This is a genomic window from Merdimmobilis hominis, assembly GCF_900104615.1.
Lineage (GTDB): Bacteria > Bacillota > Clostridia > Oscillospirales > Ruminococcaceae > Merdimmobilis > Merdimmobilis hominis.
In genome coordinates this window covers 2,287,711-2,311,609 of sequence record NZ_LT629939.1, presented here as the reverse complement: position 1 = coordinate 2,311,609, position 23,899 = coordinate 2,287,711, and the positions used below count along the sequence as shown (strand labels likewise).

Sequence of the window (23,899 nt, the reverse complement as noted above, 5' to 3'; positions counted from 1 at the left end):
CGCTGTCTGAAAAAAACGGCAACCTTTTTTGGCTTCACTGTCTAATACGGAACTTTTGGAAATTTGCCAAAAATGGGCGCAAAAAAAGCAGCAAATCTTTTTCGGATTTACTGCTTCGTGTACCGCTACGGGGCGGCGGTTATTCAGTTGTAAATAGTAAAAGAGGGCGGTAGCACTTTTGGGCTATCGTCCTCTTGGTTGCCTATCAGCAAAGACGAGCGAGGCTGTCCACGGTGGGCGAATGCCCATTTACTTGCCGTTGACTGGCTCAGCTAGATTTGCTATATGTAACTTTACTCGCAATCACATTATTTGTATTTTTCCTTTCGCTCTTCTCGTTTTGCCGCTTTGAAGAACTCTACATGAGCTACACTGGATAGAACGATTGTACGGATAATACTGACCGACTCCCTATGTGATTTTAAGGCTTGGTGTTATTAGTTAGAATGAACAAAAAATATTTTTTTGCAGGAATTTTATATTGCAATTTTCGCCAATTTTGACTATAATAAAAATGAATCTTTTTACTGTGATAAAACAGAAGAGGTGATTCCAATGAATTAAAAACTATCACTGTTAAAATTCAGAAAATAACAAAGGAGGTCTACCTATGAAAAAGCTAATTTCCATAATTCTTTCTGCTGTTATGATTTTATCTATGTCTATTCCTGTATTTGCAGCAGAAACCCCAAATACTCATTTTGAGATTTCTTCCCCTGCTTTTCCCGATGCCTATATCATCACAGAAACTACACCTTCAACTGTAGCGTTTGACGGAAGTTCTGGCTCACTCGGTTCTATCTCTGCTACGGTATTTGTAGAAGAAACTTATGATATGGTAAATAATGAACTTATTATCACAGACAGTCGGCTTCTTTCTAAAGATGAGGTAATGGCTATTGGAGTTGATAATTTCGCTCCTCTCAGTGAAGTCCCTATGCCGAGGGCTGCTACTAATACTCGTGGCAGATTGACAATCACATTTTCTGGTGTTTACAACACCTCGAATGGTGTTTCTTGCAATCTGACTGGTACTGCTCATTGGGATGATTCAGGCTTGCATACTGAGGGCGAAAACTACTGTGCTACTGGTGAGGATTTTATTGGTGTAACATGGTCTGGTAGCTTTACAGCTAAAAGTCACAGCATTTCTGGAAAAGACCAACTTGGCGGTGCTCTTACCATCTATAACTCCGATTCTACTCCAAATGCTGGGCGTGTATGGTCTTTCAAGGACTCTAACCCTACTTCAAAATACACTTTGTATGCCAAAGACATCAATCTGAACGTGAATATTAGTAAAAATACCTTGACTGGTAATGGCAATACTGCCGAGGCTGTTTTGAAATATATTCATACCTATTCAAAGGTTAAAGGTTCGATTTCGATTACCCCTGGTTCTGAAACTGTTGCTGGTAGCTTCTCCCTTTCTAATACCGATAAACAGTGGTCACTCGTTTGCACTGTTACTAATATCCCGTACTAAGAAATAAAAACAGAGGATTTATCCTCTGTTTTTTATTTCTTTTCTACATGATTTTGAGGTTCTTCTCCACTGCCTGTCAACCAACATATTCTATAACTGTAAGGCGTGTCTACTATTTTCATCTCCTCAGATTCCGTCCATACACTTTGTATACTATTGTCTGTTATAATACCCCAATCAATCCATAAACTCTCATTATCATCATAAAAAAAACTGCACAAATATCCAGGATTATATAAATTTAACTTCCCGCTCGTTCTCAATATTTGATATCCTATCCATTTATTCTTTAACAAAGCACAAGAAATATATCCATTATCTTCAAGAAAAAAAACAACCTCATAATTTTCTGAAAAATTATCGTGATACAAAATCTCTGTCGCACTTTCATAATTGCTTAAAAAGTAATCTTCTATCGTTTTGCTTTTCGTAAGGCTAACAATAGCCAATATAACAATAATAATCGCTATAACCCATATCTTATATCTTTTCAAAGTATATCCTATATTTTTCATTGCAACCACCTCTTTCTTTTACTTCATATTATCTCATTGAGCTACATTATAATCAAGTGCTTTTGAAAAGATTTCACCGAAAAAAAATACGGAATAGTGGGCGGCTATCTATCAAATTCTTGTATGTTACTTTACCGCACATGAGCATTCCCCGCCGGGCTGTAGTTGACCCCTCGCTTTAGGATGTTCACCGGGGTTTTCTTAAAGGGGGCGACCCCCTCGATGAGCAGGTTGGTCACCGGGTTGGTGCGGCTGAACTGGCTGAGGGCGTCAGCGAATTTGCTGGCGTCCCGGTAGGTGGCCCGCCACGCTTCCTCGCTGGCCCACTGCTGGGCGTTTTTGAGGATCTCCTTCTGCCGGGCGGGGTTTTGGCTCTGGTAGTCGTTGGCTTTGAGCACCTGGGCAAAGGCTGTCTCATAGTTGGACCGCAGGAACCACAGGTCCTCCGCCTCCAAAGCACCGCCGTTGGCCTTGCGGATGGCCTCCATAGTTTTCCCCATCGCCTGGGTGAATGCGTTGTTGGTGAAGGGGGTGTCCAAGCCCAAGAGTTTGCCGTCAAACACCGTCTGGTGCTGGCGGATCAGGTCGCTGGGGTTGTACTTCCCCCCGGCCTTCAGCACCTTCTGGTTCTCCTGGAAGCTCTCCGCCGCCATCTGCAAATAACCCCGGTCGGTCTTGTTCCCCCGGTTGAGCACCGCCGCCGTCGGGTCCCCCGCATACTTGGGCATCAGCTTTTGGGCGGACTGTTCCAGGGGGATCTTCACCAGGTTTTTCAGCTGCACCACCGGGTAGAAGGCGGCGTTGCCCAAGATGTTGCGGATATGGGTAGTTGGGTTGGTGAGCATGGACATATACCGCAGGGCGTTCCACTTGGTGAGCCAATCGGCGGGGACCTGCTTGGCCACCTGGATATAGGCCCGCTCCACCGCCTCTTCCAGCCCCTTGGGGGAGGTTTGGGACAGGATGTCCGCCGCCGCTTCCTGGGGCAGGGTGATCTCCCCGGACAGCTTTGCGATCTCCCGGTTAAGCTGGTCGATCTGCAATTGGTTGAGGGCGGTCCCCTTCTGGGCTTCCAGCTGGGCGATCTGCTCCCCGTTTTTCTGCCGCTGCTGGGCCTGTTTCTTGCCGAGTTCGTTGTTGAGCCGGTTAACCGCCGCTTGGAGGGTCAGCAGCTCCCCTTGGGGGCCCATCCGCTTGAGCATGGAAATGGCCTGGACGTTCTGGCCGGAAACGGTGGCCTCCACCGCCAGCTGGGAGAGGATGTCCATGGCCGCTTTGGTGTCCCCACGGTTCTGGGCCTCCGCCAAAAGCCGCTCCCCCAAGGCGATGGTGTATTTGTCGGTGCGGCCGGTGGGCGCTCCCCCCGCGGTCTCTCCCCCGATGGCCCCAGAAAACCGGCCCAGGGCACGGTCATACCCCTCGGTTTCCAGGGTCTGGTTGGCCTTTTGCAGCGCCTCCGCGTTGCTGATGGGTTTATAGGAGAGGAGGCCCTGGCGCAGCTTCTGCTCCGTCTGCTCCATGAGCCGGGCGTCGGCATGGGGGCTTTCCAGCGCCGTGCGGACGGTCTGCCGGGTGCGCTGCCCTTCCCCGGTGGCCGCCGGCACCTGCACGTCGTTGGCAGGGTGTTCCCCTTTGGGGATGGCCCGGTACTTCTCGATCAGCTCCGGCGCGATTTGGCGGGAGGGGGAGGCTATTTTTCGTGCCTGCGAGATAGAAGAAGAGCCCGTTCCCAATCTAGTTTTCGAACTTCCTCCTCGGTCAACCCTGGAAAGCTGTTGTAAAATATCTTCATTTCCCTGTCCAATCCCTCCTCCTCGTTGTCGTAGAAGGGGTACTCTTCCATCGCTGCCTCTTCCTTCTCTTTGAACAAGCTGTCCAGATACTCTAACCGTTTTTTCTCCTCTGGTGTCAACGCCATCTGTATCCACTCCTCCTCGATTGATACCTTCATCATAGAGGAAGTCAGCATCGTCGTCAAGGACAAGCGTTCCATCCTGGAGTACCACTAAAGGGTCACTATACTGGTGGGGTGCTTTCTGTCGCCGTTCTTGGGGGGAGTAATCTTTGCGGAGCATCACTTCGCTGGCTTCTTGCTCCCCCATTAACTCACCATATGCTCTCTGTTGTGCCGCTTTTTCTGTCCTTATCGGTGTAGTATTTAAAAAAAGATCATACAAGAAGGCATCCTTAGCATCTATGGACGGAAGTTCTTGATACTCTGGCATATGCTCAGCTAGATTACGCAATTGTTCAATTTTATAGTTCCTAGCACTCCGCAAATCTCCACCCCTTGCAAACCCTTCCTCCGCCTGGATGGCGTGCTGGACCTCGTGAAGGGTGACTTCCAACGGGGTGTGGCTGGGGTTTGCCTTGGGCTGGGTGTTAAAGGTGATGGTGTTGTTCCGGCTGTTGTAACGGGCCAGCGTGTTCGAATCGGGCAGTGGCTGAAACTTCACCGCCACCTCCCCAAGCTGTGGGTATTGGCGGAACAGCTCCGGGTGGTAGAGCACATCTTTGAGGGTGGCGCCGGGCCCGGCTTTGGTCAGGTCCAGCTGCGCGCCGCTGTCATCGATCTCAAACCGCCAGCGCCCATCTTTGCCTTGCAGCCAGCCCGTTTGGTTCCACACCTCCTGCTGGGTCTGCCCTTGCAGCTCTTTGGCCTGGTACATCCCATCTATCGGGGCTTCCGCTGCCATCTCGCCTCCAAACAGCTTCCGCACCACGTCCCGCCCCGGGGCGTTGGGGTCGGCCCCACGCAGGCAGGCCGCCCATTTCTCCCGCACTTCCTCCAGGTCGTGGTAGGTGTAGCTGCTCCACACCCCGGCGGTCCTGTCTTCCCCATCGTTCCAGTGGATGGCATTGCGCCGCAGGAAGTTGTCCAGGGCGTCCAGCAGCCGTTGGGCCACATTGCGGTTGACCCCGATCAGCCGCTCAAACTGGCCGATGTCCTCCATGGTGTTCTGCATAAAGTGGGCGACCAGCTCTTCGTTGAGCTCGTCCTGGGTCATCTCCCCATAGCTCTCCCCCAGCATGGCGCTGACCCGCTCCAAGTCCCCGGTCTCCTGCATCATCTGAAACGCGGCGGATTGCAGTTCCCGGTATCCCGCCGGGTTGGAGGTTTTCATGGCGTGGGTGATCTCGTGGGTGAGCACCACCCTCACCGGGTTCTGGGCCTTGGCGGAGATGTGCAGGGTGTTGGTCCGGCCATCGTAGAGGCCGTCCAGATCCCCCATATCCTCCTCCACCACCACGCTGACATTCGCCAGCTTTGCCGCAGCATCGACATCCCGGCGCATCCGGGTATCCCACCGGCGGGAGAGGGCATCCCTCACCAGGCCCGGCCTTCCGTCGGTCTCCCGCAGCTTGAGGGGGGCACGCTGTCCCTCCCCATTGACCTTCTCCCCCAGTTGTGGTACTCTTGGGGTGGAGAGATTCTCGGATATGGGTGTGACAGTCGCCACAGGGGTGGACGGCATCCCATAGGANGGTGAGCCAATCGGCGGGGACCTGCTTGGCCACCTGGATATAGGCCCGCTCCACCGCCTCTTCCAGCCCCTTGGGGGAGGTTTGGGACAGGATGTCCGCCGCCGCTTCCTGGGGCAGGGTGATCTCCCCGGACAGCTTTGCGATCTCCCGGTTAAGCTGGTCGATCTGCAATTGGTTGAGGGCGGTCCCCTTCTGGGCTTCCAGCTGGGCGATCTGCTCCCCGTTTTTCTGCCGCTGCTGGGCCTGTTTCTTGCCGAGTTCGTTGTTGAGCCGGTTAACCGCCGCTTGGAGGGTCAGCAGCTCCCCTTGGGGGCCCATCCGCTTGAGCATGGAAATGGCCTGGACGTTCTGGCCGGAAACGGTGGCCTCCACCGCCAGCTGGGAGAGGATGTCCATGGCCGCTTTGGTGTCCCCACGGTTCTGGGCCTCCGCCAAAAGCCGCTCCCCCAAGGCGATGGTGTATTTGTCGGTGCGGCCGGTGGGCGCTCCCCCCGCGGTCTCTCCCCCGATGGCCCCAGAAAACCGGCCCAGGGCACGGTCATACCCCTCGGTTTCCAGGGTCTGGTTGGCCTTTTGCAGCGCCTCCGCGTTGCTGATGGGTTTATAGGAGAGGAGGCCCTGGCGCAGCTTCTGCTCCGTCTGCTCCATGAGCCGGGCGTCGGCATGGGGGCTTTCCAGCGCCGTGCGGACGGTCTGCCGGGTGCGCTGCCCTTCCCCGGTGGCCGCCGGCACCTGCACGTCGTTGGCAGGGTGTTCCCCTTTGGGGATGGCCCGGTACTTCTCGATCAGCTCCGGCGCGATTTGGCGGGAGGGGGAGGCTATTTTTCGTGCCTGCGAGATAGAAGAAGAGCCCGTTCCCAATCTAGTTTTCGAACTTCCTCCTCGGTCAACCCTGGAAAGCTGTTGTAAAATATCTTCATTTCCCTGTCCAATCCCTCCTCCTCGTTGTCGTAGAAGGGGTACTCTTCCATCGCTGCCTCTTCCTTCTCTTTGAACAAGCTGTCCAGATACTCTAACCGTTTTTTCTCCTCTGGTGTCAACGCCATCTGTATCCACTCCTCCTCGATTGATACCTTCATCATAGAGGAAGTCAGCATCGTCGTCAAGGACAAGCGTTCCATCCTGGAGTACCACTAAAGGGTCACTATACTGGTGGGGTGCTTTCTGTCGCCGTTCTTGGGGGGAGTAATCTTTGCGGAGCATCACTTCGCTGGCTTCTTGCTCCCCCATTAACTCACCATATGCTCTCTGTTGTGCCGCTTTTTCTGTCCTTATCGGTGTAGTATTTAAAAAAAGATCATACAAGAAGGCATCCTTAGCATCTATGGACGGAAGTTCTTGATACTCTGGCATATGCTCAGCTAGATTACGCAATTGTTCAATTTTATAGTTCCTAGCACTCCGCAAATCTCCACCCCTTGCAAACCCTTCCTCCGCCTGGATGGCGTGCTGGACCTCGTGAAGGGTGACTTCCAACGGGGTGTGGCTGGGGTTTGCCTTGGGCTGGGTGTTAAAGGTGATGGTGTTGTTCCGGCTGTTGTAACGGGCCAGCGTGTTCGAATCGGGCAGTGGCTGAAACTTCACCGCCACCTCCCCAAGCTGTGGGTATTGGCGGAACAGCTCCGGGTGGTAGAGCACATCTTTGAGGGTGGCGCCGGGCCCGGCTTTGGTCAGGTCCAGCTGCGCGCCGCTGTCATCGATCTCAAACCGCCAGCGCCCATCTTTGCCTTGCAGCCAGCCCGTTTGGTTCCACACCTCCTGCTGGGTCTGCCCTTGCAGCTCTTTGGCCTGGTACATCCCATCTATCGGGGCTTCCGCTGCCATCTCGCCTCCAAACAGCTTCCGCACCACGTCCCGCCCCGGGGCGTTGGGGTCGGCCCCACGCAGGCAGGCCGCCCATTTCTCCCGCACTTCCTCCAGGTCGTGGTAGGTGTAGCTGCTCCACACCCCGGCGGTCCTGTCTTCCCCATCGTTCCAGTGGATGGCATTGCGCCGCAGGAAGTTGTCCAGGGCGTCCAGCAGCCGTTGGGCCACATTGCGGTTGACCCCGATCAGCCGCTCAAACTGGCCGATGTCCTCCATGGTGTTCTGCATAAAGTGGGCGACCAGCTCTTCGTTGAGCTCGTCCTGGGTCATCTCCCCATAGCTCTCCCCCAGCATGGCGCTGACCCGCTCCAAGTCCCCGGTCTCCTGCATCATCTGAAACGCGGCGGATTGCAGTTCCCGGTATCCCGCCGGGTTGGAGGTTTTCATGGCGTGGGTGATCTCGTGGGTGAGCACCACCCTCACCGGGTTCTGGGCCTTGGCGGAGATGTGCAGGGTGTTGGTCCGGCCATCGTAGAGGCCGTCCAGATCCCCCATATCCTCCTCCACCACCACGCTGACATTCGCCAGCTTTGCCGCAGCATCGACATCCCGGCGCATCCGGGTATCCCACCGGCGGGAGAGGGCATCCCTCACCAGGCCCGGCCTTCCGTCGGTCTCCCGCAGCTTGAGGGGGGCACGCTGTCCCTCCCCATTGACCTTCTCCCCCAGTTGTGGTACTCTTGGGGTGGAGAGATTCTCGGATATGGGTGTGACAGTCGCCACAGGGGTGGACGGCATCCCATAGGAGCCGGGAATCTCTCTTATTTTTGTGATGTCATAAAACACTCTGCCATTGGGTGAGTTGGCTATATTGATGGTTCCCTCGAAGGTTTTGCCCCCCAATTGAAACCGGGTGGTATAATAATCCCAGCCTAAGCTCCCTTCTTTGTGGGGATGTGCTTTTACATCTAACATAGCAAGGGAAAGCCCCCAGTCAGGTAACAGAGCCTGACAGGGGGCCTTCTCTTCTTCATTCAGCAACAGGTTATCTATGGGATTCCCGTCCCGCAGCATCCTTACTCTCTACAAACCTAGTAGCCTTCTTTTTAGAGAGAACATCTCGGGCTCTTTGACATAGCCTTCTGTTCTTCTTACAGTACCAATTCACAGCACTGGAAATCCGAATCGATGTTGTGGGCGATAAAACGCACTTTTAAATTGCGGGGATTGCACATCGCCAGGGGAGTGCCTCCAGAGACATCCAAATCCTCAGGCAAAACAAATTTGATGCAGCGCACCAAAACATCGCGGCAAGTGGGCGCTGTGTGTGCAGGAATGGTGAAGGTTTTCATGCCCCGGGAGTGTTCATCGCCGTTGGCATCCACTTCGGTGAGCAGTACTGCCAACGCCACCCTCTTGTTGGGGCAAACATTCTTTAAATTGACATCCAGCTGTAAGATCCTACCTTGGGATTCCAAATAAGAATCCCCTGCATCAATGACAACGGAATCTTCACAGCCCCCGATGGTGACGTCCACTGGGATCGGGCATGCCTCCGGGATGACCACCCTCCCACACTCCACTTCAATTGTGGGGGAAGGGAAGGTTACAACATTGCCCTCCGTATCTGTATACTCAATAGAGGCGTTGACGGTCTTAATTCCGGAATCCTGGCCAACATGCTGTACCGTGAACTCCAAAGTCGCACCTTCGCTGGCGGATACCCCCAGTTCGTCGATTGTCCAACGGATGGTGGTAGGCCCTGTCAAATTAGCAGAGCCTTTTGTTGGGGCCATAAGGCTGAGAATGCGGAAATCGGAGGACACCGTTTCATTGATAACAATGTTGGTGGCACCGGGTTTGGTGATATTGGCCGCAAGATCTTCAAACAGGTCTTCCAGCTCTGCATCGTCGGGGGTCACCGCCACATGGGAGGCGTCTGGATCGGTCGCCCAATCGTTTAAGACTGAGACGTCAATCCCATCGGACCCGATCAAACCGATGCAGTAAATGATTATGCCTTGTGCCCGGGCAGCAGCCGCTACGGGGCTGGGGTCACCGCCGGTCGTGGTTTGGCCGTCGGTGAACATCACCATGACCTTGGCATTGCCCGATGCAGGGTCGAACATCTCCGTAGCCTTGGTAAATGCATCTGCATGGTTGGTGTTCCCGCCGGCGGACAAACTGTCTATCGCATTTTTCAAATCCGCTACCGAGGTGATAAGCTGGGTGTTCTGAGTTGCCGTAGAGGCAAAACTGACTATACCAATTCGGCTGCCAGAACCAATCATGCCGTCTGGGGTGCCGTCCGTAGCTTCTTCGATGATGTCAATAAACTTTTTCGCCCCACTTTTTAAGTTGGCCAAAGGGCTTCCCGCCATGCTGCCGGAGCGGTCGAGGATCAGCACAATATCTGTTGGATGAGATACAATATCGGGTGCTGCTGTCAAAGCAAGAAGGACTTCAAAAGTGCCGTCGCACTCAATATATTGGGTGCTAATCTGCTTATTGGAATTTGTAACGCCCATGATTCATGGACTCCTTTCCGAACCGGATTCGGTTCACTGTATACTATGCTATTGGGGAAATTTGGCGAAAAATTGAGGATTGTCTCCCACCAGTTTATTGGTAGGGTTATTTCAATCTCCATGACTTTTGCACCTCAATGGCATCTTTTTCTATCGCTCATCCACAAAACGATAGAAAGAAAAAATTGCAAAATCCCCCATCTCGCCCAAGTCCGGTTTCACCCTTGGGGGCCTTTGGCTCACGGCGTCTACGGTTGGCCCCTTCCTCCGCGGCAAACCAACTGGAGAAGTTTAGAAACCGTCTTGTATTTTTGCTGTTGTGCGCCACACCCATTTTGACGGTGAAAAGGCCCGTCTAGGTGATATCGCCTAGACGGGCCTTTCTTTTCTATCATTCCCTCTCCGGGGCATCCTTCCCCTCTACAAACCAGCGGCCCTCCTCTTCAAAGAGGACAGTCTCATGGCGGCCGATCCGCACCAAATACCGGATTCCCGCCCCGCCCACTTTTCGGCTGGCAGCTGGACGGATATCCAGCACCCGGTCGATCTCAAATTTCCGGCCATCTTCCCACACCACCAGCAAGGGAGTTGTCTGCCCCTGGGCATCGTGGCGGGCTAACACATCCACAAACACTTTTCGCATTAAAAGCCACCTCCCACCTTACCCCCCGCCGGGATAAATCCCACCGGGTGGATAACGTGCTCCCTTTTGGGGTCCATCCCGGCAAACTGAGCGTCGGATAGGGTCACGCCCCGCCGGACACATTGGTTCCCATATCGCCGGCGCAGGTGATCCATGGCATCCTCCAAGGCTTCCCGCTCCTCCCGGCGGAGTTGTTTCCCCAACAAATCCAGCTGGAGGGGCTCACTGCGGCTGCTCAGATCCGACACGGATACCCCAATAGAACGGATTCCCCGCTCCCACCGGTAGTTCTTCTGAAAGAGGGCAAAAGCTTCCCCGGCAATTTCCTCCGTGAGGCAGGTGGGATCTGGCAACTTTTTTTGCCGGGTGAAGGAGGCCAGCATGTTGTCCCGAATGGACAGGCTGACTGTCCGGCCCCGCAGCCCCTGTTCCCGCAGCCTGGCGGCCACGCTGTCCGAGAGGATGTACAAGGTCATCCGCACATCCTCGTCGCTCTCCAAATCCCGGGGCGTGGTGCAGGAGTTTCCCACCGACTGGATGGCCGCTTCCTCCCCCATCCGGGTTACCGGGGAATGATCTAACCCACCCGCAAACACCCACAGCATCCGGCCCCATTTGCCCAGCCAGCTGCTCAACCGCTCCGGCGGGGTCTGAGCCAACGCCCCGATGGTGTAAATCCCCTTGCCCTCCAATTTGGCCCGGGTGGCCGGCCCCACATACAAGAGGTCCCCCACTGGCAGGGGCCAGACGATCTCCCGGTAATTCTCCCGGGTGATGAGGGTGGTGGCATCCGGCTTTTTGTAATCGCTGCCAATCTTGGCAAACACCTTGTTGAAGGACACCCCAATGCTTACGGTGATCCCCAATTCCCGCCAAATCCTCCCCCGGATTTCATCCGCAAGAGCTTTCCCGTCCCCCACCCCAGGAGTGGCGGTGACGTCCAGCCAAGCTTCATCGATGCCAAAGGGTTCGATCTGGTCGGTGTAATCCCCATAGATTTTCCGGGCCATCTGGGAAAACCGCAGGTACCGGCTGTAATCCGGCGGCACCGTCACCAGGCTTGGGCATTTCTGCCGGGCCTGCCAGATGGCCTCCCCGGTGCGTACCCCTCGGGCCTTGGCCAGGTAATTGGCGGTCAGGATGATGCCATGGCGCTGATCCGGGTCCCCCGACACCGCCATGGGTTTATCCCGGTACTCTGGATGGTATAACATCTCCACCGATGCGTAAAAACAATTGAGGTCGCTGTGCAAAATGATCCGTTCCAAACCTCTCACCTCAAACAAATGTTTTCTACTCCTATTATACGAACATTTGATCGAGATAGCAATGGAAAGTTTTGTCGGTTTTCCTCGATTTTTTCGGATTCCCTGCCGGGGCACCGGAACCTTTTCCGGCTATAACACGCTAAATTTTAAAAGATGTATTTCAGCCCCCATTTGGCGATGGCGTAAAAGATGGGGAGCAGATCCCTGCCCTTTTCCGTCAGGGAGTATTCCACATGGGGCGGAATTTCATTGAACTGTTCCCGATGGACTAACCCGTCCTCTTCCAGCTCCCGCAGCGCATTGGAAAGGGTCGTGTTTGTGATTCCATCCAACCTTTTCTTCAGCTCGCCGAACCGCAGGGGCTCTTTGATACAAAGGTCATAGATAATCTGTAGCTTCCACTTTCCTTGCAGCATCTGCACCACCGGGGTTACCGGGCAGTTCCCGCCGGGAGTGAGAATGATACTGCTCACCTTTTCCCGGAACTCGTCGTATGTCAAAGTTTCGTCCATGGTTCCATCCCTCCCAAAACTGCTGGTATAGAAAAAGATACTAGGTATTAAATATTTGCGTACTTGATTCCTTATACAGATCAAGTATAATAAAGATACTATAAGAAATCAACCCGAACCAAAGATGGAAAGGAATGACAACGATGAGCAGAGAGACTGTCAACTATGTTGTAGAAAAAACCCGTGAACTGATGGCCGCGCCCACTTGCAGCGCTGAGACCAAAGCGTCGGCCCAAGCTTGGCTGGATTCCATCGGAACTGACCGGGAGGCTGCCCAAACCCAAAAATACATCGCTGAATTGGAAGCGGATATCATGCCCATTGACAACCTGATCGGCTTTGCAGAATCGGAAGCCGGCGCCAAGGTATTCGGGGGAGCGGAAGCTGCCGGCCAGGTGGCGGCTCACGCCAAGGAGATCAAAGCCGCAGGGGCGAAGTACTGCGACTGCCCGGCCTGTGTGGCAGTGGCAGAAATCCTGGAAAAGAAAGGCGACCTGCTCCAGTAAAACAATCTGTGCCTGAAGACACCGGGGCATCCATCCAATGGGATGGATGCCCTTTTTTGTCCCCTTTTTAGAATCCTGGGCAGCTGGCCACCAAACTGTGCTGCCACTCCACCAGATGGAATAACCGAGGGAATGCGTTCTTTTCCTTCCGTTTACAATGCCGCCTTTCCAGGGACGGCCAAATCTGTTTTTCTCCAACCGTTATTTAATCTAAAACATTTCTAATTATGTTGAAAATATTTGTTGTTTTTTCGAGAAATCCCCGATATAATAGAATTATGGCAACGAAATGATCCCACACAGCTGTGGGCAGACATAGAACATCACAAATCAGGGAGGAAAACAACATGCTTGGTCAAACTGCATACAAAGCCATTGATGACAACCGCGCCCTCATCAAAAAAGTCGCCCTGGATATCTGGGCAAACCCGGAGGGCCCATACCGCGAATTCAAGGCCTGCGAGTGGATGGCCGACGCGCTGACAAACGCCGGCTTTTCCGTTGAAGTCGGCACCGCTGGCGTCCCCACTGCTATCAAAGCCACCTATGGTTCCGGCCACCCCACCATCGGCTTTCTGGCGGAATACGACGCGCTGCCCGGCTTGAGCCAGGAACTGGCAGCAGAGAAAAAGCCCATTGAAGGGCAACCCTATGGCCACGGTTGCGGCCATAACCTGCTGGGCGCTGCCACATTGGGCGGCGTCCTCGGCCTGAAAGCGGAGATGGAGGAGAAAAAGCTGCCCGGCACGATCATCTATTTTGGCTGTCCTGCGGAAGAGGTCCTCACCGGCAAATGCTTCATGGCCCGGGGCGGTGCTTTTGACGACTTGGATATCGCCATCGGCTTCCATCCTGGAAAGACAAATGTGGCACCTATGAATGGCGGCGTCTCCAATGCCTTGGACTCTGTCAAGTTCCACTTCAAAGGCAGGACTGCCCACGCCGGCGGCGACCCCCACAACGGCCGCTCCGCCTTGGATGCGGTTGAACTGATGAACGTGGGCACCCAGTATCTGCGGGAACATGTGACCAGCGATGTGCGCATCCACTATATCATCACCGAAGGGGGAACTGCACCCAATATCGTCCCCGACAGAGCTTCCTCCTACTACTTTATCCGCGCCCTCTCCCGCGAGGCGGTGGAAGATACTTATGAGCGCCTTTGCAAGATCGCCAAAGGCGCGGCCATGATGACTGAAACTGAGGTAGAAATCGAATACCTGGGCGGTTGTTATAACTTTTTGAACAACTCCACTTTGGCCAAATTAGCTCTGGACTGCCTGCGGGAAGCTCCTCGGGAGCCTTGGAGTGAAGAAGATCTTAAATTCGGCGATGCCATCAATCGCGCGATGCCTGCAACGTATGAAAAAGCTTTGACAAGTTTCGGTTTGCCGGATGGAACCGTCTTTTTAGACGAAGTCCAGGAGCCTAAACCCACATCTGGTGGTGGCGGTTCCAGCGATGTGGGCGACGTCCAACATATCTGTCCTTGTACAACCTTTACCACCACTTGTATGGCCATTGGCTGCACAGGTCACAGTTGGCAGACCGCCGCCTGCGCCGGCGCAGAGATCGGTGTGAAGGGCACCATTTACGCTGCCAAGACCATGGCTCTCATCGGCCTGAAAGTCTTGACAGACCCCAAAATCCGGGAAGATGCCAAAGCGGAGTTTGACAAGGCGATGGCGGGCAAAAAATATAAATGCCCCATCACCTCCGACATGTTGGTCCCGTAAACTGCATACATACCATCCAAAAGGGGCCGGGTATTCCGGCCCCTTTTCCTCCGCCCCAAAGCTTTATATCAGCCTGTGGAGGCAGGCATGCCACAAGCCTGGTATCTCGCCTAAGTTTTAGATCCTGTTGGGAAGCATTCTTGGCGTCACTCCTGTGTTTCTCCCCCTTTTTTTGGGCAGACTACTGGGGAGGTGATGCGGAATTAGCAAGCATATAGTAAAACATATCGGGATCATACCCGACGGGAACCGCCGTTGGGCTGCCGCCCATGGGATGAACAAAAAAGATGGATACGAATATGGCCTGGGCCCTGGGAAGCGCCTATTGCAACTGGCCAAGGAGAACGGCATCCAGGAGATTACCTATTACGGGTTCACCAAAGACAACTGCCAACGCCCACCGGAACAGTTCCAAGCGTTTCAGCGGGCCTGTGTGGAAGCGGTGGACCTTTTGTCCCAGGAGGGAGCTGACCTCTTGGTTATGGGGGACAGCCGTTCCCGGTTTTTCCCCCAGGAGCTTCTCCCTTACACCAGGCGCACCCCGATCCACGGCGGCGGCATCCGGGTGAACTTTTTGGTCAACTACGGTTGGCAGTGGGATTTATCCCACATCCAACAGGACGGATATCCCTATTCCCGGGATATCTCCCGGATCGACCTGATCATCCGGTGGGGCGGCATGCGGCGGCTCTCCGGGTTTCTGCCAATCCAGTCAGTCTATGCAGATTTCTATGTGGAAGACCACCTGTGGCCTGAGTACACCGACAGCGATTTTCTAAACGCTTTGGAGTGGTATGCCCATCAGGACGTCACCCGCGGAGGATGATATCTTCCCCAATGCCCTAGCAGGAGATAAAGCCTGCTGGGGCAATTTTTTTCTTTCGGCTCTATTTTATCGTTCGCTGGACTCGTTTCGATGGGTGGGATATTGTTTCTTTCCCTAACCACCTCAATCTAATGTGGACTGGTTTTGACCATATCCCCCCAAGTTCCCCGGCCATAAGGTATTCTGAAACTACTACAATAAGCAAGGAGAGGAATCCTCATGACCCAATCGGAACGACTGCTGCACCGCATTGCAGGCCATATTACCAACAGCGGCTACCGGTATCTGGCCCATGCTGTAGACCTGGCAAGGGAACTGTCCCCCTACCCCTTCCGCCGGCTTACCACCACCTTATACCCCCTGGTGGCAGACCGATTTGCCGTCAGCCACGAAACGGTGACCCGATCCATCGCCCGGGCGGTGCAGGATATTTGGCTCAACGGCGACCGTGATGTGCTGGAAGAAATCGCCGGGCGGCAGTTGGCCGGCAAACCCTCTCCCGGGGAGGTCATTTACTTTTTGGCCACTTATCTGAACGATAGGAATGGAATCACCTCCTGACGAGGGACGCCCAGGTTAGCCCCCAACCATCGGGGGCTGGCTGCACCATGGGGAATCCCGCTTTACAATCCCCCTAAGATATACTATGATGGGAGTATCTTCCCTCTTTTCCGAGGGGAAAACCGGATCCCAGCGACAAAAAGGAGGATTTTTTCCATGTTGTTTCGCCCTACCCAGCAAGAGGATATCCCAGCGGTGATGGGGATTGTCCGCCAAGCCCAGGCCTATTTAAAATCCCAGGGGATTGACCAGTGGCAGAACGGCTATCCCAACGGAGAGGTCATAGCACAGGACATTGCCGCAGGGGAGAGCTATGTGCTGCTGAAGGATGGACAGGTGGTGGGCACCACTGTAATCTCCTTCCGCCCGGAGAAGAACTATGAGGTCATCTATGAGGGGAACTGGCTCAGCGACGCCCCCTGCGCCGTCATCCACCGCATCTGCGTAGACGATGCCCTGAAGGGCCAGGGCCTCTCCGGCCGGATGATTGCCGAAGCAGAAGCCCAGTGCCAGGAGCGAGGGGTAACCTCCATCAAGGTGGACACCCACCGCAAAAACCTCTCCATGCAGCGTCTGCTGGAAAAACACGGCTTTGCCCGCTGCGGCATCATCTACAGCGATGATGGAGAGCGCATCGCCTTTGAAAAAATTCTGTGATCCCCCCTTCCGCAAAAAGGGCATCCGGGCCGCTTTGCCCGGATGCCCTTTTATTTACTGCAAGAATGATCTTGACAGTCCCGTTTCCCGGTTTTTTCTCTCTGGCTATTTATCACGGCGGATTCTCCTCAATTAGGGAAAGCGGGAAATCCCAAGCCCACTTCCCCTGCACTGCGGGATCCATCCTTTTTAGAGACCCGCTACGCCTCATTTAAAGAGGATACAAACTGGTCCACCTTCTGTTTGAGGCCGTCATATTCCGCCTCAACTTCCTTCAGTTTCTGCTGAGACTCCAGATACAGCGCTTTGTAATCCACGTTTTCCTCCTCTAGGTGATTGAGCCCCGCAGATTTGAGGATGGCTGGGTAATCCTTATACGCCCGATCCAGGTCGCAGGGCCCCTGGACACCGGGGCACTGGCCGCCGCCCTTATATTGCAGCATCCCGTGAGGGGTATTCCACGGGGTGGCACGGTAATCCGCCAGCCACAGGTCGTAGGGGCGCAGGCGGTCCCGCTCCAAGTGCTGTTGGATAAACGCCGTATAGCTGTACCACATGGCATAATATTTCGCCCGCTGGAGCTCGTCACAGAAGGCGATAACGCCATTGGTCAAGCCAGTTTTTCCCTGATCGGTCAGCACCGGGAGAGAAGTCTCCTCCACATCCAGGGCCAGGGGCATGGTCAATTTGCCCTGGAACCGCCCGGCGATCTCCACCAGATTTTTGGCGGCGGTGCGGTGGGCTGCATCATCTGCGCAGTAATCATAGAGGTAGAGGCCCACCTGCAGCCCCGCTTGGGACGCGCCCTCCACCGATTCCTGCAAGGTGGAATCCTCATAAATCTGGCCGGCGTAGTTGGCCCACCCAGCCCGGATCATCACAAATTCTTTTCCCGCTTGGCGCACCTCCTGCCAGTCGATGGCCCCTTGGCGGGCATTGTAAATGGAAATGTCAATTCCTTCGGTCATAGTCGTTTGCTCCTTGTAAATTTTTTACAGGGAAAGATGGTCCATTTTAGTCAACACTATTTTTGAGGTGATCAAAAATGATGGATGAACTCCCATTGGGCTTCGCCATGGCGCTGGCCCAGCACCCCAAGGCAATGGAGGCTTTTTCCAACCTGCCCCAAGGGGAGCAGCAGCAACTCCTCCGAGAGGCCCACCAGGTTCAATCCCGCCAGGAGATGCGTTCCCTGGTCAAGCGCTTGGAGCCCGGGTGCTGAATCTGCCCCTTGGTGCACCATCCCCCGAGGCAGTTTATGTCAAGTCCAGGGAAAAGGTTCCTTCTCCCTGGCAAGCCGCCAAGCCGTCCCAACGGGGCGGCTTTTTTCATGGATTTTGAAGATATGTGATCTCCTGGTCTTGGGTTTCAAAAGATTCAGCGGGTTTCCCCTGCCCGGCCAAAACCGGGGAAGCCCTTGTCCCCCTGGGGGACTTCCCTCTTCTGGAGGTTTTTCCGCCAATGTTCGAGGGCTTTCGGGATGGAATTTGACTGTAATATCAGAATTCGGAGGGTAAAATCGACACCATTTGCCCGTTTTTCAATCCACCAGATTCACTCTTTCCCCCTCCACACAATATACTGGCAGTGACGTTACTTAAGAAAGGAACATCCTGCTTATGAACAATGAAAACATTCAGCAGACCAACAGCTCCATGTCCAACGGGATGAGCGGCCGCACCGGCACCCCAGTAGTCCCCCTGCCGGACTTTCAGGAAGGCGGCCCTGTCGCCTCTGAAAATGGGAACAACGATGGTTCCGCCGGTATCCCGGTGATCCCCCTGCCCGACTTTGAAGAGGGGGGCCCGGTTTTCCCCGGCAATGAGGATGGCTCCGCTGGTATCCCAGTGATCCCTCTTCCCGACCCCGGCGAAGGCGGTCCGGTGTACCCCGGCCCCAGCCAGCCCAGCCGCCCTAACCGGCCCAACCGGCCCAACTGGCCCATCTTCCCGGTGTACCCACTGCCCAATGTGCCCTGCTTCTTCTGCCAAGAGGGCAACACCAACGGGTACAGCAAAGTCCGGTTCCTCAACGCAGTCAATAGTTATCGTTCCCTGGTGGTCATCGTCAGCGGCCTGCAGGTGGCTTCCGGCCTCTCCTTTGGCTCTCTGACCAATTATGGCAATGTGTCCGACGGCTTCCGAACTGTGACCATCGCCCAACCCAACGGCTATGTCCTGTTACGCAAAACCGTTCCGTTCCACGCGGGTGACACCATCACCATGGCCATCATCCCCTCCGCAGGCGGCATTGATTTGATGCAGATCAGCGATACCCCCTGCAACAACCGGCCCTATGGTTACTCCTGCTTCCGGGTTGCCAACCTGGCGTATTACAGCAACCCGTTGGATGTCATCCTCTACGACGGCCGGGTAGTCTACAGTGACGTGCGGTTCAAAGAGGTCACCTCCTTCAAGCGCATCCGCCCTGGCGAGTATGACTTCTATCTGGCCGAGACCAGCCTGCGCCCCACCCCCCGCATGGAGGACATCGAGACCTTGAACACCGACACCAGCTCAGTAATGATGCGGGCCGAGCCGCTTCTCTCTTTCTACGTCAATGTCCGAGCCAACGCCATGTATACCGTATACATTCTGGGGTATGGCACCTCTCCCAACGAACTACAGACCATCATCGTGGAGGACCGGCAGTAACCCTTTCCCCAACCGAGGGCCCAGCACATGCTGGGTCCTCTTTTTTGTCAAAATACCGGGATTTCCCCTATTGACTTTTTCAAAACTAGTAATATTTTATATGTTCTTCGGAAATTTCCACGCAAAAGCCCCTTGGATGCTAAAGTTTTCGAGCAATTTTTATTTAAAATATCGCTATTTATTTTTGGCCAAAAAAGATATACTGAAACCATCCAAGAACCGTGCAATCAACCAAACCAAGGAGGGGATCCACATGGAAATGAACAAAAATATCGAAAAATGGTATGAGCTCCACACCGATGAAGTCAACGCTTTATCCGACGATATCTGGGCTCATCCCGAAGTGGGTATGCAGGAGCATTACGCCGCCAAAGCCACCGCTGCGTTTATGCGCAAATACGGGTTTGAGGTCCAGGAGCTGGATGCCGCAATGAAGGGTGATGAACCCAACTGTGTCATCGCCAAATGGGGAAGTGGCAAACCGGTCATCGGCATCATCGGTGAATTGGACGCCCTGCCCGGCCTGGGGCAGGAAGCTGTTCCCTATCCTTCCCCCAAGCCTGGCCCCGGCCATGGCTGCGGCCACAACCTGATGGCTGCCGGCTGCGGAGCCGCCGCTTGCGCTCTGAAGGAAACTATGGAGGCAGAGGGCCTCAAAGGCACCATTGTTTACCTGGGTTGCCCTGCTGAGGAGACCTTTGAAGGCAAGGTCCACATGATTCACAACCATCTGTTCGACGGCATTGACGTCTGCCTGGCCTGGCACCCCATGGGCGGCGCTCCCAAAGCCGTTGAAATCCGCATGAACGCCTGCACCAATATGATCATCAGCTTTAAGGGCCGCACTGCCCATGCCGGCGGCGATCCCCACAACGGCCGCTCTGCCCTGGACGCTGCCGAATTGATGAATGTGGGTGTACAGTACCTGCGGGAGCATGTGACCAGCGACGTCCGGATGCACTACATCTACCTGGCCTCCGGCACCGCTCCCAATATTGTTCCGGATTTTGCTTCTCTGAACTACTTTGTCCGCGCCCAGTCCGCTGAGACCTGCCGCGACGTGGTAGCACGGGTGCGCAAGATCGCCGAAGGCGCCGCTATGATGACCGAAACCGAGGTCATTTTTGAGCAGAAAGCCGCAGCTTATGACACTATGCCCAACTTCACCCTCAACCAGGCTATGTACGACTCCGCGATCAAGATTCCGGAAATCACCTACACCGAAGATGAGATAAACTTCGCCAAAGAGGTCTACCGCAATGCCACCGGCAAGGAGGCCGATCACGACCTGCTTCCCACCACCATTGCTCCTCCCACCGGAACCATCACCAGCGGCGGCGGTTCCACCGACGTGGGGGATGTCAGCTACATCATCCCCACCGTCCAGTTTTTTGGCCATTGCCGCTTGACCGGCTGCCCCTCTCACCACTGGAGCACAACCGCCTGCACCGGCATGTCCATCGGCCACAAAGCACAAATTTACAGCGGCAAAGTCCTGGCTCAGAACGCCTACGACCTGTTGCACCACCCCGAAATCATCGAAAAAGCTTGGGAAGAGCACCGCAAGAACCTGGAAGGCAGAGCTCCCTACCACTGCTGGCTGGATGACATCGATTAACTTTGTCTCTCTTTCATTTGTCTTTCTTTAAAAATGAGCTGCGCCTTGACGCAGCTCTTTTTCCTTTATAAAAATTATATCCCATCGGAGGGATTTTTTGTGGTACAATGATCCCAAAGCGATCATTGGGGAAGAAATCCATTGTTATAAGCAAAGCTTGTAACATACTAAGAATTGCTGTCATGCCTTCTTTCTCCAGATCTGGCACTGCAATTCTTTAAGGCTGCGTCAGGATTTTTTCCAGTCTATAGAGATTCTATGCTCCAGTAGCCCCAGGGCAATTTGTCAAGGGCGAAGCCCCTACCGGTTTCATCCCGTAAAAAACAATCAATGAGGTGAATATATGTTATACCGTTTGGAAGAGGACCGCCTGGTTCGGGTGGAGGGCTCTCCCGTCTTAGAAGAGGGCAATTTTTATTTCTGCACCATGGGCTTTGGGGAGCTTCCCTCCATGAGTGCAGCCCTGGACATCAACGAAAAAATCGCCGAGGAATGCATGCGCCTTGGCATATCCAAATTGGACAACCACAACGGCTACGACTATATGGCCCTCAATGTCCCCCACGAAAACAACCTGTTAAAACCCAGCCAGCGGGTGTGCATCTACTTCCGGCCCAACCTGCTGGTGATGATCTACAACCACTCCAAGGTCATCCACAATATCATCGATGCCTTGGAAAAGGAGGGAATGCCCGGCATCACCCTGCCCCGCATCCTTTACACCTTCTTTGACCAGCTCACTTATGACGACACCATCCTGCTGGGGCATTTGGAACAGGAGGTCTCCAGCCTGGAGGAAGGGCTCATCACCTCCCGTAAAGTGGACTGCATTAAGGAGATTGTCCATCTTCGCAAACAGCTCCTCACCCTCAAGCGGTATTACGAACAGCTCTACGACATCACCTCTCTCATCGAGGAGGACCCCAACAACCTGCTGGACCCCCACACCCTCAAACACTTTCATCGGGTGTCCATCCGGGTGGACCGGCTGTTCCACAGCGTCCTCAACCTGCGGGATTACGTCACCGAAGTCCGGGAAGCCTACCAAGCCCAGGTGGACATCAACCTGAACCAACTGATGAAGCTGTTCACCGTCATCACCACCATCTGCCTTCCGCTGACGCTGATCGCCGGCTGGTATGGGATGAACTTCCCCATGCCGGAGTACACCTCTTCCATCGGTTACCCCATGGTCATCGCTTTGAGTGTGGTGATTCTAGTTTGGGTGATCGCCTACTTCCGCAAGAACAACTGGTTTTAAGCGCCCTTCCCCTGGGGGATGAGCTGCATTTTGCGAAGGGCGCGCATCTTGAAAAGAAAAAATTTGAAATTTTTTTACATTTCCTCTTGTATCCTGGCAAAGGCTATGCTATACTGGCAAAAAAGGTTGATAGAGGCGCGGTTGACAAGAGTACCCCGTGGAGAAGGCATTCGCTGAAACTGGGGAAAGGGGATACCGCCGAAGCAGTTTTCCAGGCGTGGAGAATTGACTGGGCTTGCCAAATAAGAGTGGCAAGACTCCCGCTCATACGAGTGGAGGCGCTATCGATGATAACTGCTGGATACCAAATTTCCAAAGGTTGCATCGATATGATGCAACCTTTTTTGTTATCCCTGTGGTGTCGTCCATACGCAATTCCACTTTGGAAAGGAGTCAATCCATCATGGCAGAAAATCAAAACATCAATCAAAAGCTGGAACAGCTCACCTCTGAAAACACCGAATTTAAAAGGGAAGTAAGCCTGTTCAGCGGTGTCAACGTCCTGGCGGGCATCATGGTGGGGTCCGGTATCTTTTACCTGGGTTCCTATGTGCTCATCCGCAGCGGCATGAGCATGGGCCTGGCCCTCATCGTCTGGGTCATCGCCGGCCTCATCTCCCTGCTCAGTGGCCTGTGCTACGCGGAACTGGGCACTATGATGCCCAAATCTGGCGGCGCATACATTTACCTGCGGGAGGCTTACGGCGAGCGGGTCGCCTTTATGAACGGCTTTGCTGGCTTCTTCATCTCCTCCTCCGGTTCCATCGCCGGCCTGGCTGTGGCGTTTCCCAATGCCCTCAACGCCTTCTTCCCCATGACCGAGTGGCAGCAGAAAGCCCTTGGCGTTTCCCTCATCGTCCTCTTGACCCTGTTTAACATCCGGGGCGTCAAATTGGGCGCTATCATTCAGGATATTTTCACTGTGGCCAAGATCGTCCCCATCGCAGTGATCATCGTCTTCGGCCTGTTTATGGGACAGCAGACCCCTGATTTGAGCGTCATCCCCGCTTCCAATCCTTCGATCCCCTCCCTGATCGGAATGGTGGCCTTTGCAGTGGTCTCCAGCTTGTGGGCTTACACCGGCTGGACCAACATCAACGTCATCAGCGAAGAGATCAAAAACCCTAAAAAGAATATTCCCTTGGCCATCATCATCTCCATTGTGGCAGTCATGTCCCTCTATGTGGTGTTTAACTTCGCCATCTTCCGCACGGTCCCCGTGGATGTGATGCAGAGCATGTTCGCCGAAGGCGACTACTTTGTAGGCACCAAGGCGGCCACCATCCTCTTTGGCAACTTCGGCAAGACTTTGGTTGGCGTGGGCATGGCAGTCTCCATTTTCGGCGCCCTCAACGGCTGCGTCATGGTCTTCCCCCGCTCCTACTACGCCATGGCAAAAGACGGCTTGTTCCTCCCTTCCTTCCGCAAGCTGCACCCCACCTACAAGACCCCTGTAAGCGCTCTCATCGCCTCGATGATCGTCTCCAGCGCCCTGGTCTGCACCCGGAACCTGAACCAAATCACCTCCCTTGTGGTGTTCAGCGGCTTCATCTTCAACTCCCTGACCTTCTATGCGGTTGTGGTGCTGCGCAAAAAGTATCCCGACCTGAACCGTCCCTATAAAGTCTGGGCTTACCCCTTCACCGTCATCTTGATCATCCTGGTCAACATCGGCCTGATGGCCAACACCTTCATCGAAGACCCGGTCACCTCCATCATCGGACTGGTGGTACCCGCAGCGGCGTTTGTCCTCTATCCAGTGGTCAAAAAAGCCAACCAGAAGATGATGAAAGCGGAATAACCCCCATAGGAAATACAAAAGGGGCTGAGGGTCCC

At 54.2% G+C, this 23,899-nt stretch carries 19 protein-coding genes, 1 pseudogene and 1 riboswitch; of the genes and pseudogenes, 11 read left to right on the top strand and 9 right to left on the bottom strand.

Annotated elements, in window-relative coordinates; all coding sequences use genetic code 11:
• Positions 1–610: 610 nt before the first annotated feature.
• Positions 611–1,486, top strand: coding sequence for a hypothetical protein (locus BQ5353_RS12820; protein WP_143117229.1), 876 nt, complete (start codon positions 611–613; stop codon positions 1,484–1,486).
• 32 nt (positions 1,487–1,518) lie between these two features.
• Here the strand turns inward: BQ5353_RS12820 and BQ5353_RS11060 are convergent, their stop codons facing one another.
• The 7 genes and pseudogenes from BQ5353_RS11060 to BQ5353_RS11035 form a co-directional block, all read right to left on the bottom strand.
• Complete coding sequence (locus tag BQ5353_RS11060) at positions 1,519–2,001, bottom strand: hypothetical protein (RefSeq protein ID WP_071428240.1); 483 nt, start codon at positions 1,999–2,001, stop codon at positions 1,519–1,521.
• A gap of 131 nt (positions 2,002–2,132) precedes the next feature.
• Positions 2,133–5,477 (bottom strand): LPD23 domain-containing protein, encoded by a 3,345-nt coding sequence (locus BQ5353_RS12815; RefSeq protein WP_204211312.1) that lies wholly within the window; start codon positions 5,475–5,477, stop codon positions 2,133–2,135.
• A gap of 1,699 nt (positions 5,478–7,176) precedes the next feature.
• A pseudogene (locus BQ5353_RS13525) lies at positions 7,177–7,311 on the bottom strand (LPD23 domain-containing protein); the annotation flags it as partial.
• 1,133 nt (positions 7,312–8,444) lie between these two features.
• Positions 8,445–9,821, bottom strand: coding sequence for a vWA domain-containing protein (locus tag BQ5353_RS11050; RefSeq protein WP_054332362.1), 1,377 nt, complete (start codon positions 9,819–9,821; stop codon positions 8,445–8,447).
• 391 nt (positions 9,822–10,212) lie between these two features.
• Positions 10,213–10,464, bottom strand: a complete 252-nt coding sequence (locus BQ5353_RS11045; protein ID WP_054332361.1) for a hypothetical protein — start codon at positions 10,462–10,464, stop codon at positions 10,213–10,215.
• Positions 10,464–11,741 (bottom strand): DNA polymerase IV, encoded by a 1,278-nt coding sequence (gene dinB, locus BQ5353_RS11040; protein ID WP_407657177.1) that lies wholly within the window; start codon positions 11,739–11,741, stop codon positions 10,464–10,466. The genes BQ5353_RS11045 and dinB overlap by 1 nt, the downstream gene beginning before the upstream one ends.
• Before the next feature lie 137 nt (positions 11,742–11,878).
• The gene (locus BQ5353_RS11035; protein WP_054332360.1) at positions 11,879–12,244 is read right to left on the bottom strand and encodes a winged helix-turn-helix transcriptional regulator; all 366 of its coding nucleotides are present in this window, start codon (positions 12,242–12,244) and stop codon (positions 11,879–11,881) included.
• Positions 12,245–12,387: 143 nt separating this feature from the next.
• Between BQ5353_RS11035 and BQ5353_RS11030 the strand changes: the two genes are divergently transcribed.
• From BQ5353_RS11030 to BQ5353_RS11010, 5 genes are all read left to right on the top strand, one after another.
• Complete coding sequence (locus BQ5353_RS11030) at positions 12,388–12,750, top strand: hypothetical protein (RefSeq protein ID WP_054332359.1); 363 nt, start codon at positions 12,388–12,390, stop codon at positions 12,748–12,750.
• Between the two features lie 347 nt (positions 12,751–13,097).
• Complete coding sequence (locus BQ5353_RS11025) at positions 13,098–14,486, top strand: amidohydrolase (protein WP_071428238.1); 1,389 nt, start codon at positions 13,098–13,100, stop codon at positions 14,484–14,486.
• Between the two features lie 202 nt (positions 14,487–14,688).
• Positions 14,689–15,312: an undecaprenyl diphosphate synthase family protein gene (locus BQ5353_RS11020; RefSeq protein WP_083386481.1), complete on the top strand. Its 624-nt coding sequence runs from the start codon at positions 14,689–14,691 to the stop codon at positions 15,310–15,312.
• A 219-nt stretch (positions 15,313–15,531) separates the two neighbouring features.
• Positions 15,532–15,873 (top strand): sporulation initiation factor Spo0A C-terminal domain-containing protein, encoded by a 342-nt coding sequence (locus tag BQ5353_RS11015; RefSeq protein WP_054332351.1) that lies wholly within the window; start codon positions 15,532–15,534, stop codon positions 15,871–15,873.
• Between the two features lie 156 nt (positions 15,874–16,029).
• Entirely contained in the window at positions 16,030–16,530 is a 501-nt protein-coding gene (locus BQ5353_RS11010; protein WP_054332350.1) for a GNAT family N-acetyltransferase, read from the top strand.
• Positions 16,531–16,730: 200 nt separating this feature from the next.
• On the opposite strand, the gene BQ5353_RS11005 is transcribed toward BQ5353_RS11010, so the two are convergent.
• Entirely contained in the window at positions 16,731–17,498 is a 768-nt protein-coding gene (locus BQ5353_RS11005; protein ID WP_054332349.1) for a GH25 family lysozyme, read from the bottom strand.
• A gap of 77 nt (positions 17,499–17,575) precedes the next feature.
• Here BQ5353_RS11005 and BQ5353_RS13100 point away from each other — a divergent pair, with 77 nt between their 5' ends.
• From BQ5353_RS13100 to BQ5353_RS10995, 3 genes are all read left to right on the top strand, one after another.
• Positions 17,576–17,752, top strand: coding sequence for a YdeI/OmpD-associated family protein (locus tag BQ5353_RS13100; RefSeq protein WP_143117225.1), 177 nt, complete (start codon positions 17,576–17,578; stop codon positions 17,750–17,752).
• A gap of 397 nt (positions 17,753–18,149) precedes the next feature.
• Entirely contained in the window at positions 18,150–19,184 is a 1,035-nt protein-coding gene (locus BQ5353_RS11000; RefSeq protein ID WP_054332348.1) for a DUF4397 domain-containing protein, read from the top strand.
• Positions 19,185–19,437: 253 nt separating this feature from the next.
• Entirely contained in the window at positions 19,438–20,802 is a 1,365-nt protein-coding gene (locus tag BQ5353_RS10995) for an amidohydrolase (RefSeq protein WP_204211311.1), read from the top strand.
• A gap of 13 nt (positions 20,803–20,815) precedes the next feature.
• On the opposite strand, the gene BQ5353_RS12805 is transcribed toward BQ5353_RS10995, so the two are convergent.
• Positions 20,816–20,986, bottom strand: coding sequence for a hypothetical protein (locus BQ5353_RS12805; protein ID WP_153801637.1), 171 nt, complete (start codon positions 20,984–20,986; stop codon positions 20,816–20,818).
• A gap of 159 nt (positions 20,987–21,145) precedes the next feature.
• On the opposite strand from BQ5353_RS12805, the gene BQ5353_RS10990 reads away from it, so the two are divergent.
• Together BQ5353_RS10990 and BQ5353_RS10985 are read left to right on the top strand one after the other, a co-directional pair.
• Entirely contained in the window at positions 21,146–22,063 is a 918-nt protein-coding gene (locus tag BQ5353_RS10990) for a magnesium transporter CorA family protein (RefSeq protein ID WP_054332347.1), read from the top strand.
• A gap of 122 nt (positions 22,064–22,185) precedes the next feature.
• A riboswitch (Lysine riboswitch) is annotated at positions 22,186–22,355 on the top strand.
• A 111-nt stretch (positions 22,356–22,466) separates the two neighbouring features.
• Positions 22,467–23,864, top strand: coding sequence for an APC family permease (locus tag BQ5353_RS10985; RefSeq protein ID WP_082398698.1), 1,398 nt, complete (start codon positions 22,467–22,469; stop codon positions 23,862–23,864).
• Positions 23,865–23,899: the final 35 nt, after the last annotated feature.

What these genes read in the sequence shown, in the direction of transcription:
- BQ5353_RS12820 (WP_143117229.1), top strand. Translation starts at nt 611, where the DNA reads ATGAAAAAGCTAATTTCCATAATTCTTTCTGCTGTTATGATTTTATCT.
- BQ5353_RS11060 (WP_071428240.1), bottom strand. Translation starts at nt 2,001, where the DNA reads ATGAAAAATATAGGATATACTTTGAAAAGATATAAGATATGGGTTATA.
- BQ5353_RS12815 (WP_204211312.1), bottom strand. Translation starts at nt 5,477, where the DNA reads ATGCCGTCCACCCCTGTGGCGACTGTCACACCCATATCCGAGAATCTC.
- BQ5353_RS11050 (WP_054332362.1), bottom strand. Translation starts at nt 9,821, where the DNA reads ATGGGCGTTACAAATTCCAATAAGCAGATTAGCACCCAATATATTGAG.
- BQ5353_RS11045 (WP_054332361.1), bottom strand. Translation starts at nt 10,464, where the DNA reads ATGCGAAAAGTGTTTGTGGATGTGTTAGCCCGCCACGATGCCCAGGGG.
- BQ5353_RS11035 (WP_054332360.1), bottom strand. Translation starts at nt 12,244, where the DNA reads ATGGACGAAACTTTGACATACGACGAGTTCCGGGAAAAGGTGAGCAGT.
- BQ5353_RS11030 (WP_054332359.1), top strand. Translation starts at nt 12,388, where the DNA reads ATGAGCAGAGAGACTGTCAACTATGTTGTAGAAAAAACCCGTGAACTG.
- BQ5353_RS11025 (WP_071428238.1), top strand. Translation starts at nt 13,098, where the DNA reads ATGCTTGGTCAAACTGCATACAAAGCCATTGATGACAACCGCGCCCTC.
- BQ5353_RS11015 (WP_054332351.1), top strand. Translation starts at nt 15,532, where the DNA reads ATGACCCAATCGGAACGACTGCTGCACCGCATTGCAGGCCATATTACC.
- BQ5353_RS11010 (WP_054332350.1), top strand. Translation starts at nt 16,030, where the DNA reads ATGTTGTTTCGCCCTACCCAGCAAGAGGATATCCCAGCGGTGATGGGG.
- BQ5353_RS11005 (WP_054332349.1), bottom strand. Translation starts at nt 17,498, where the DNA reads ATGACCGAAGGAATTGACATTTCCATTTACAATGCCCGCCAAGGGGCC.
- BQ5353_RS13100 (WP_143117225.1), top strand. Translation starts at nt 17,576, where the DNA reads ATGATGGATGAACTCCCATTGGGCTTCGCCATGGCGCTGGCCCAGCAC.
- BQ5353_RS11000 (WP_054332348.1), top strand. Translation starts at nt 18,150, where the DNA reads ATGAACAATGAAAACATTCAGCAGACCAACAGCTCCATGTCCAACGGG.
- BQ5353_RS10995 (WP_204211311.1), top strand. Translation starts at nt 19,438, where the DNA reads ATGGAAATGAACAAAAATATCGAAAAATGGTATGAGCTCCACACCGAT.
- BQ5353_RS12805 (WP_153801637.1), bottom strand. Translation starts at nt 20,986, where the DNA reads ATGACAGCAATTCTTAGTATGTTACAAGCTTTGCTTATAACAATGGAT.
- BQ5353_RS10990 (WP_054332347.1), top strand. Translation starts at nt 21,146, where the DNA reads ATGTTATACCGTTTGGAAGAGGACCGCCTGGTTCGGGTGGAGGGCTCT.
- BQ5353_RS10985 (WP_082398698.1), top strand. Translation starts at nt 22,467, where the DNA reads ATGGCAGAAAATCAAAACATCAATCAAAAGCTGGAACAGCTCACCTCT.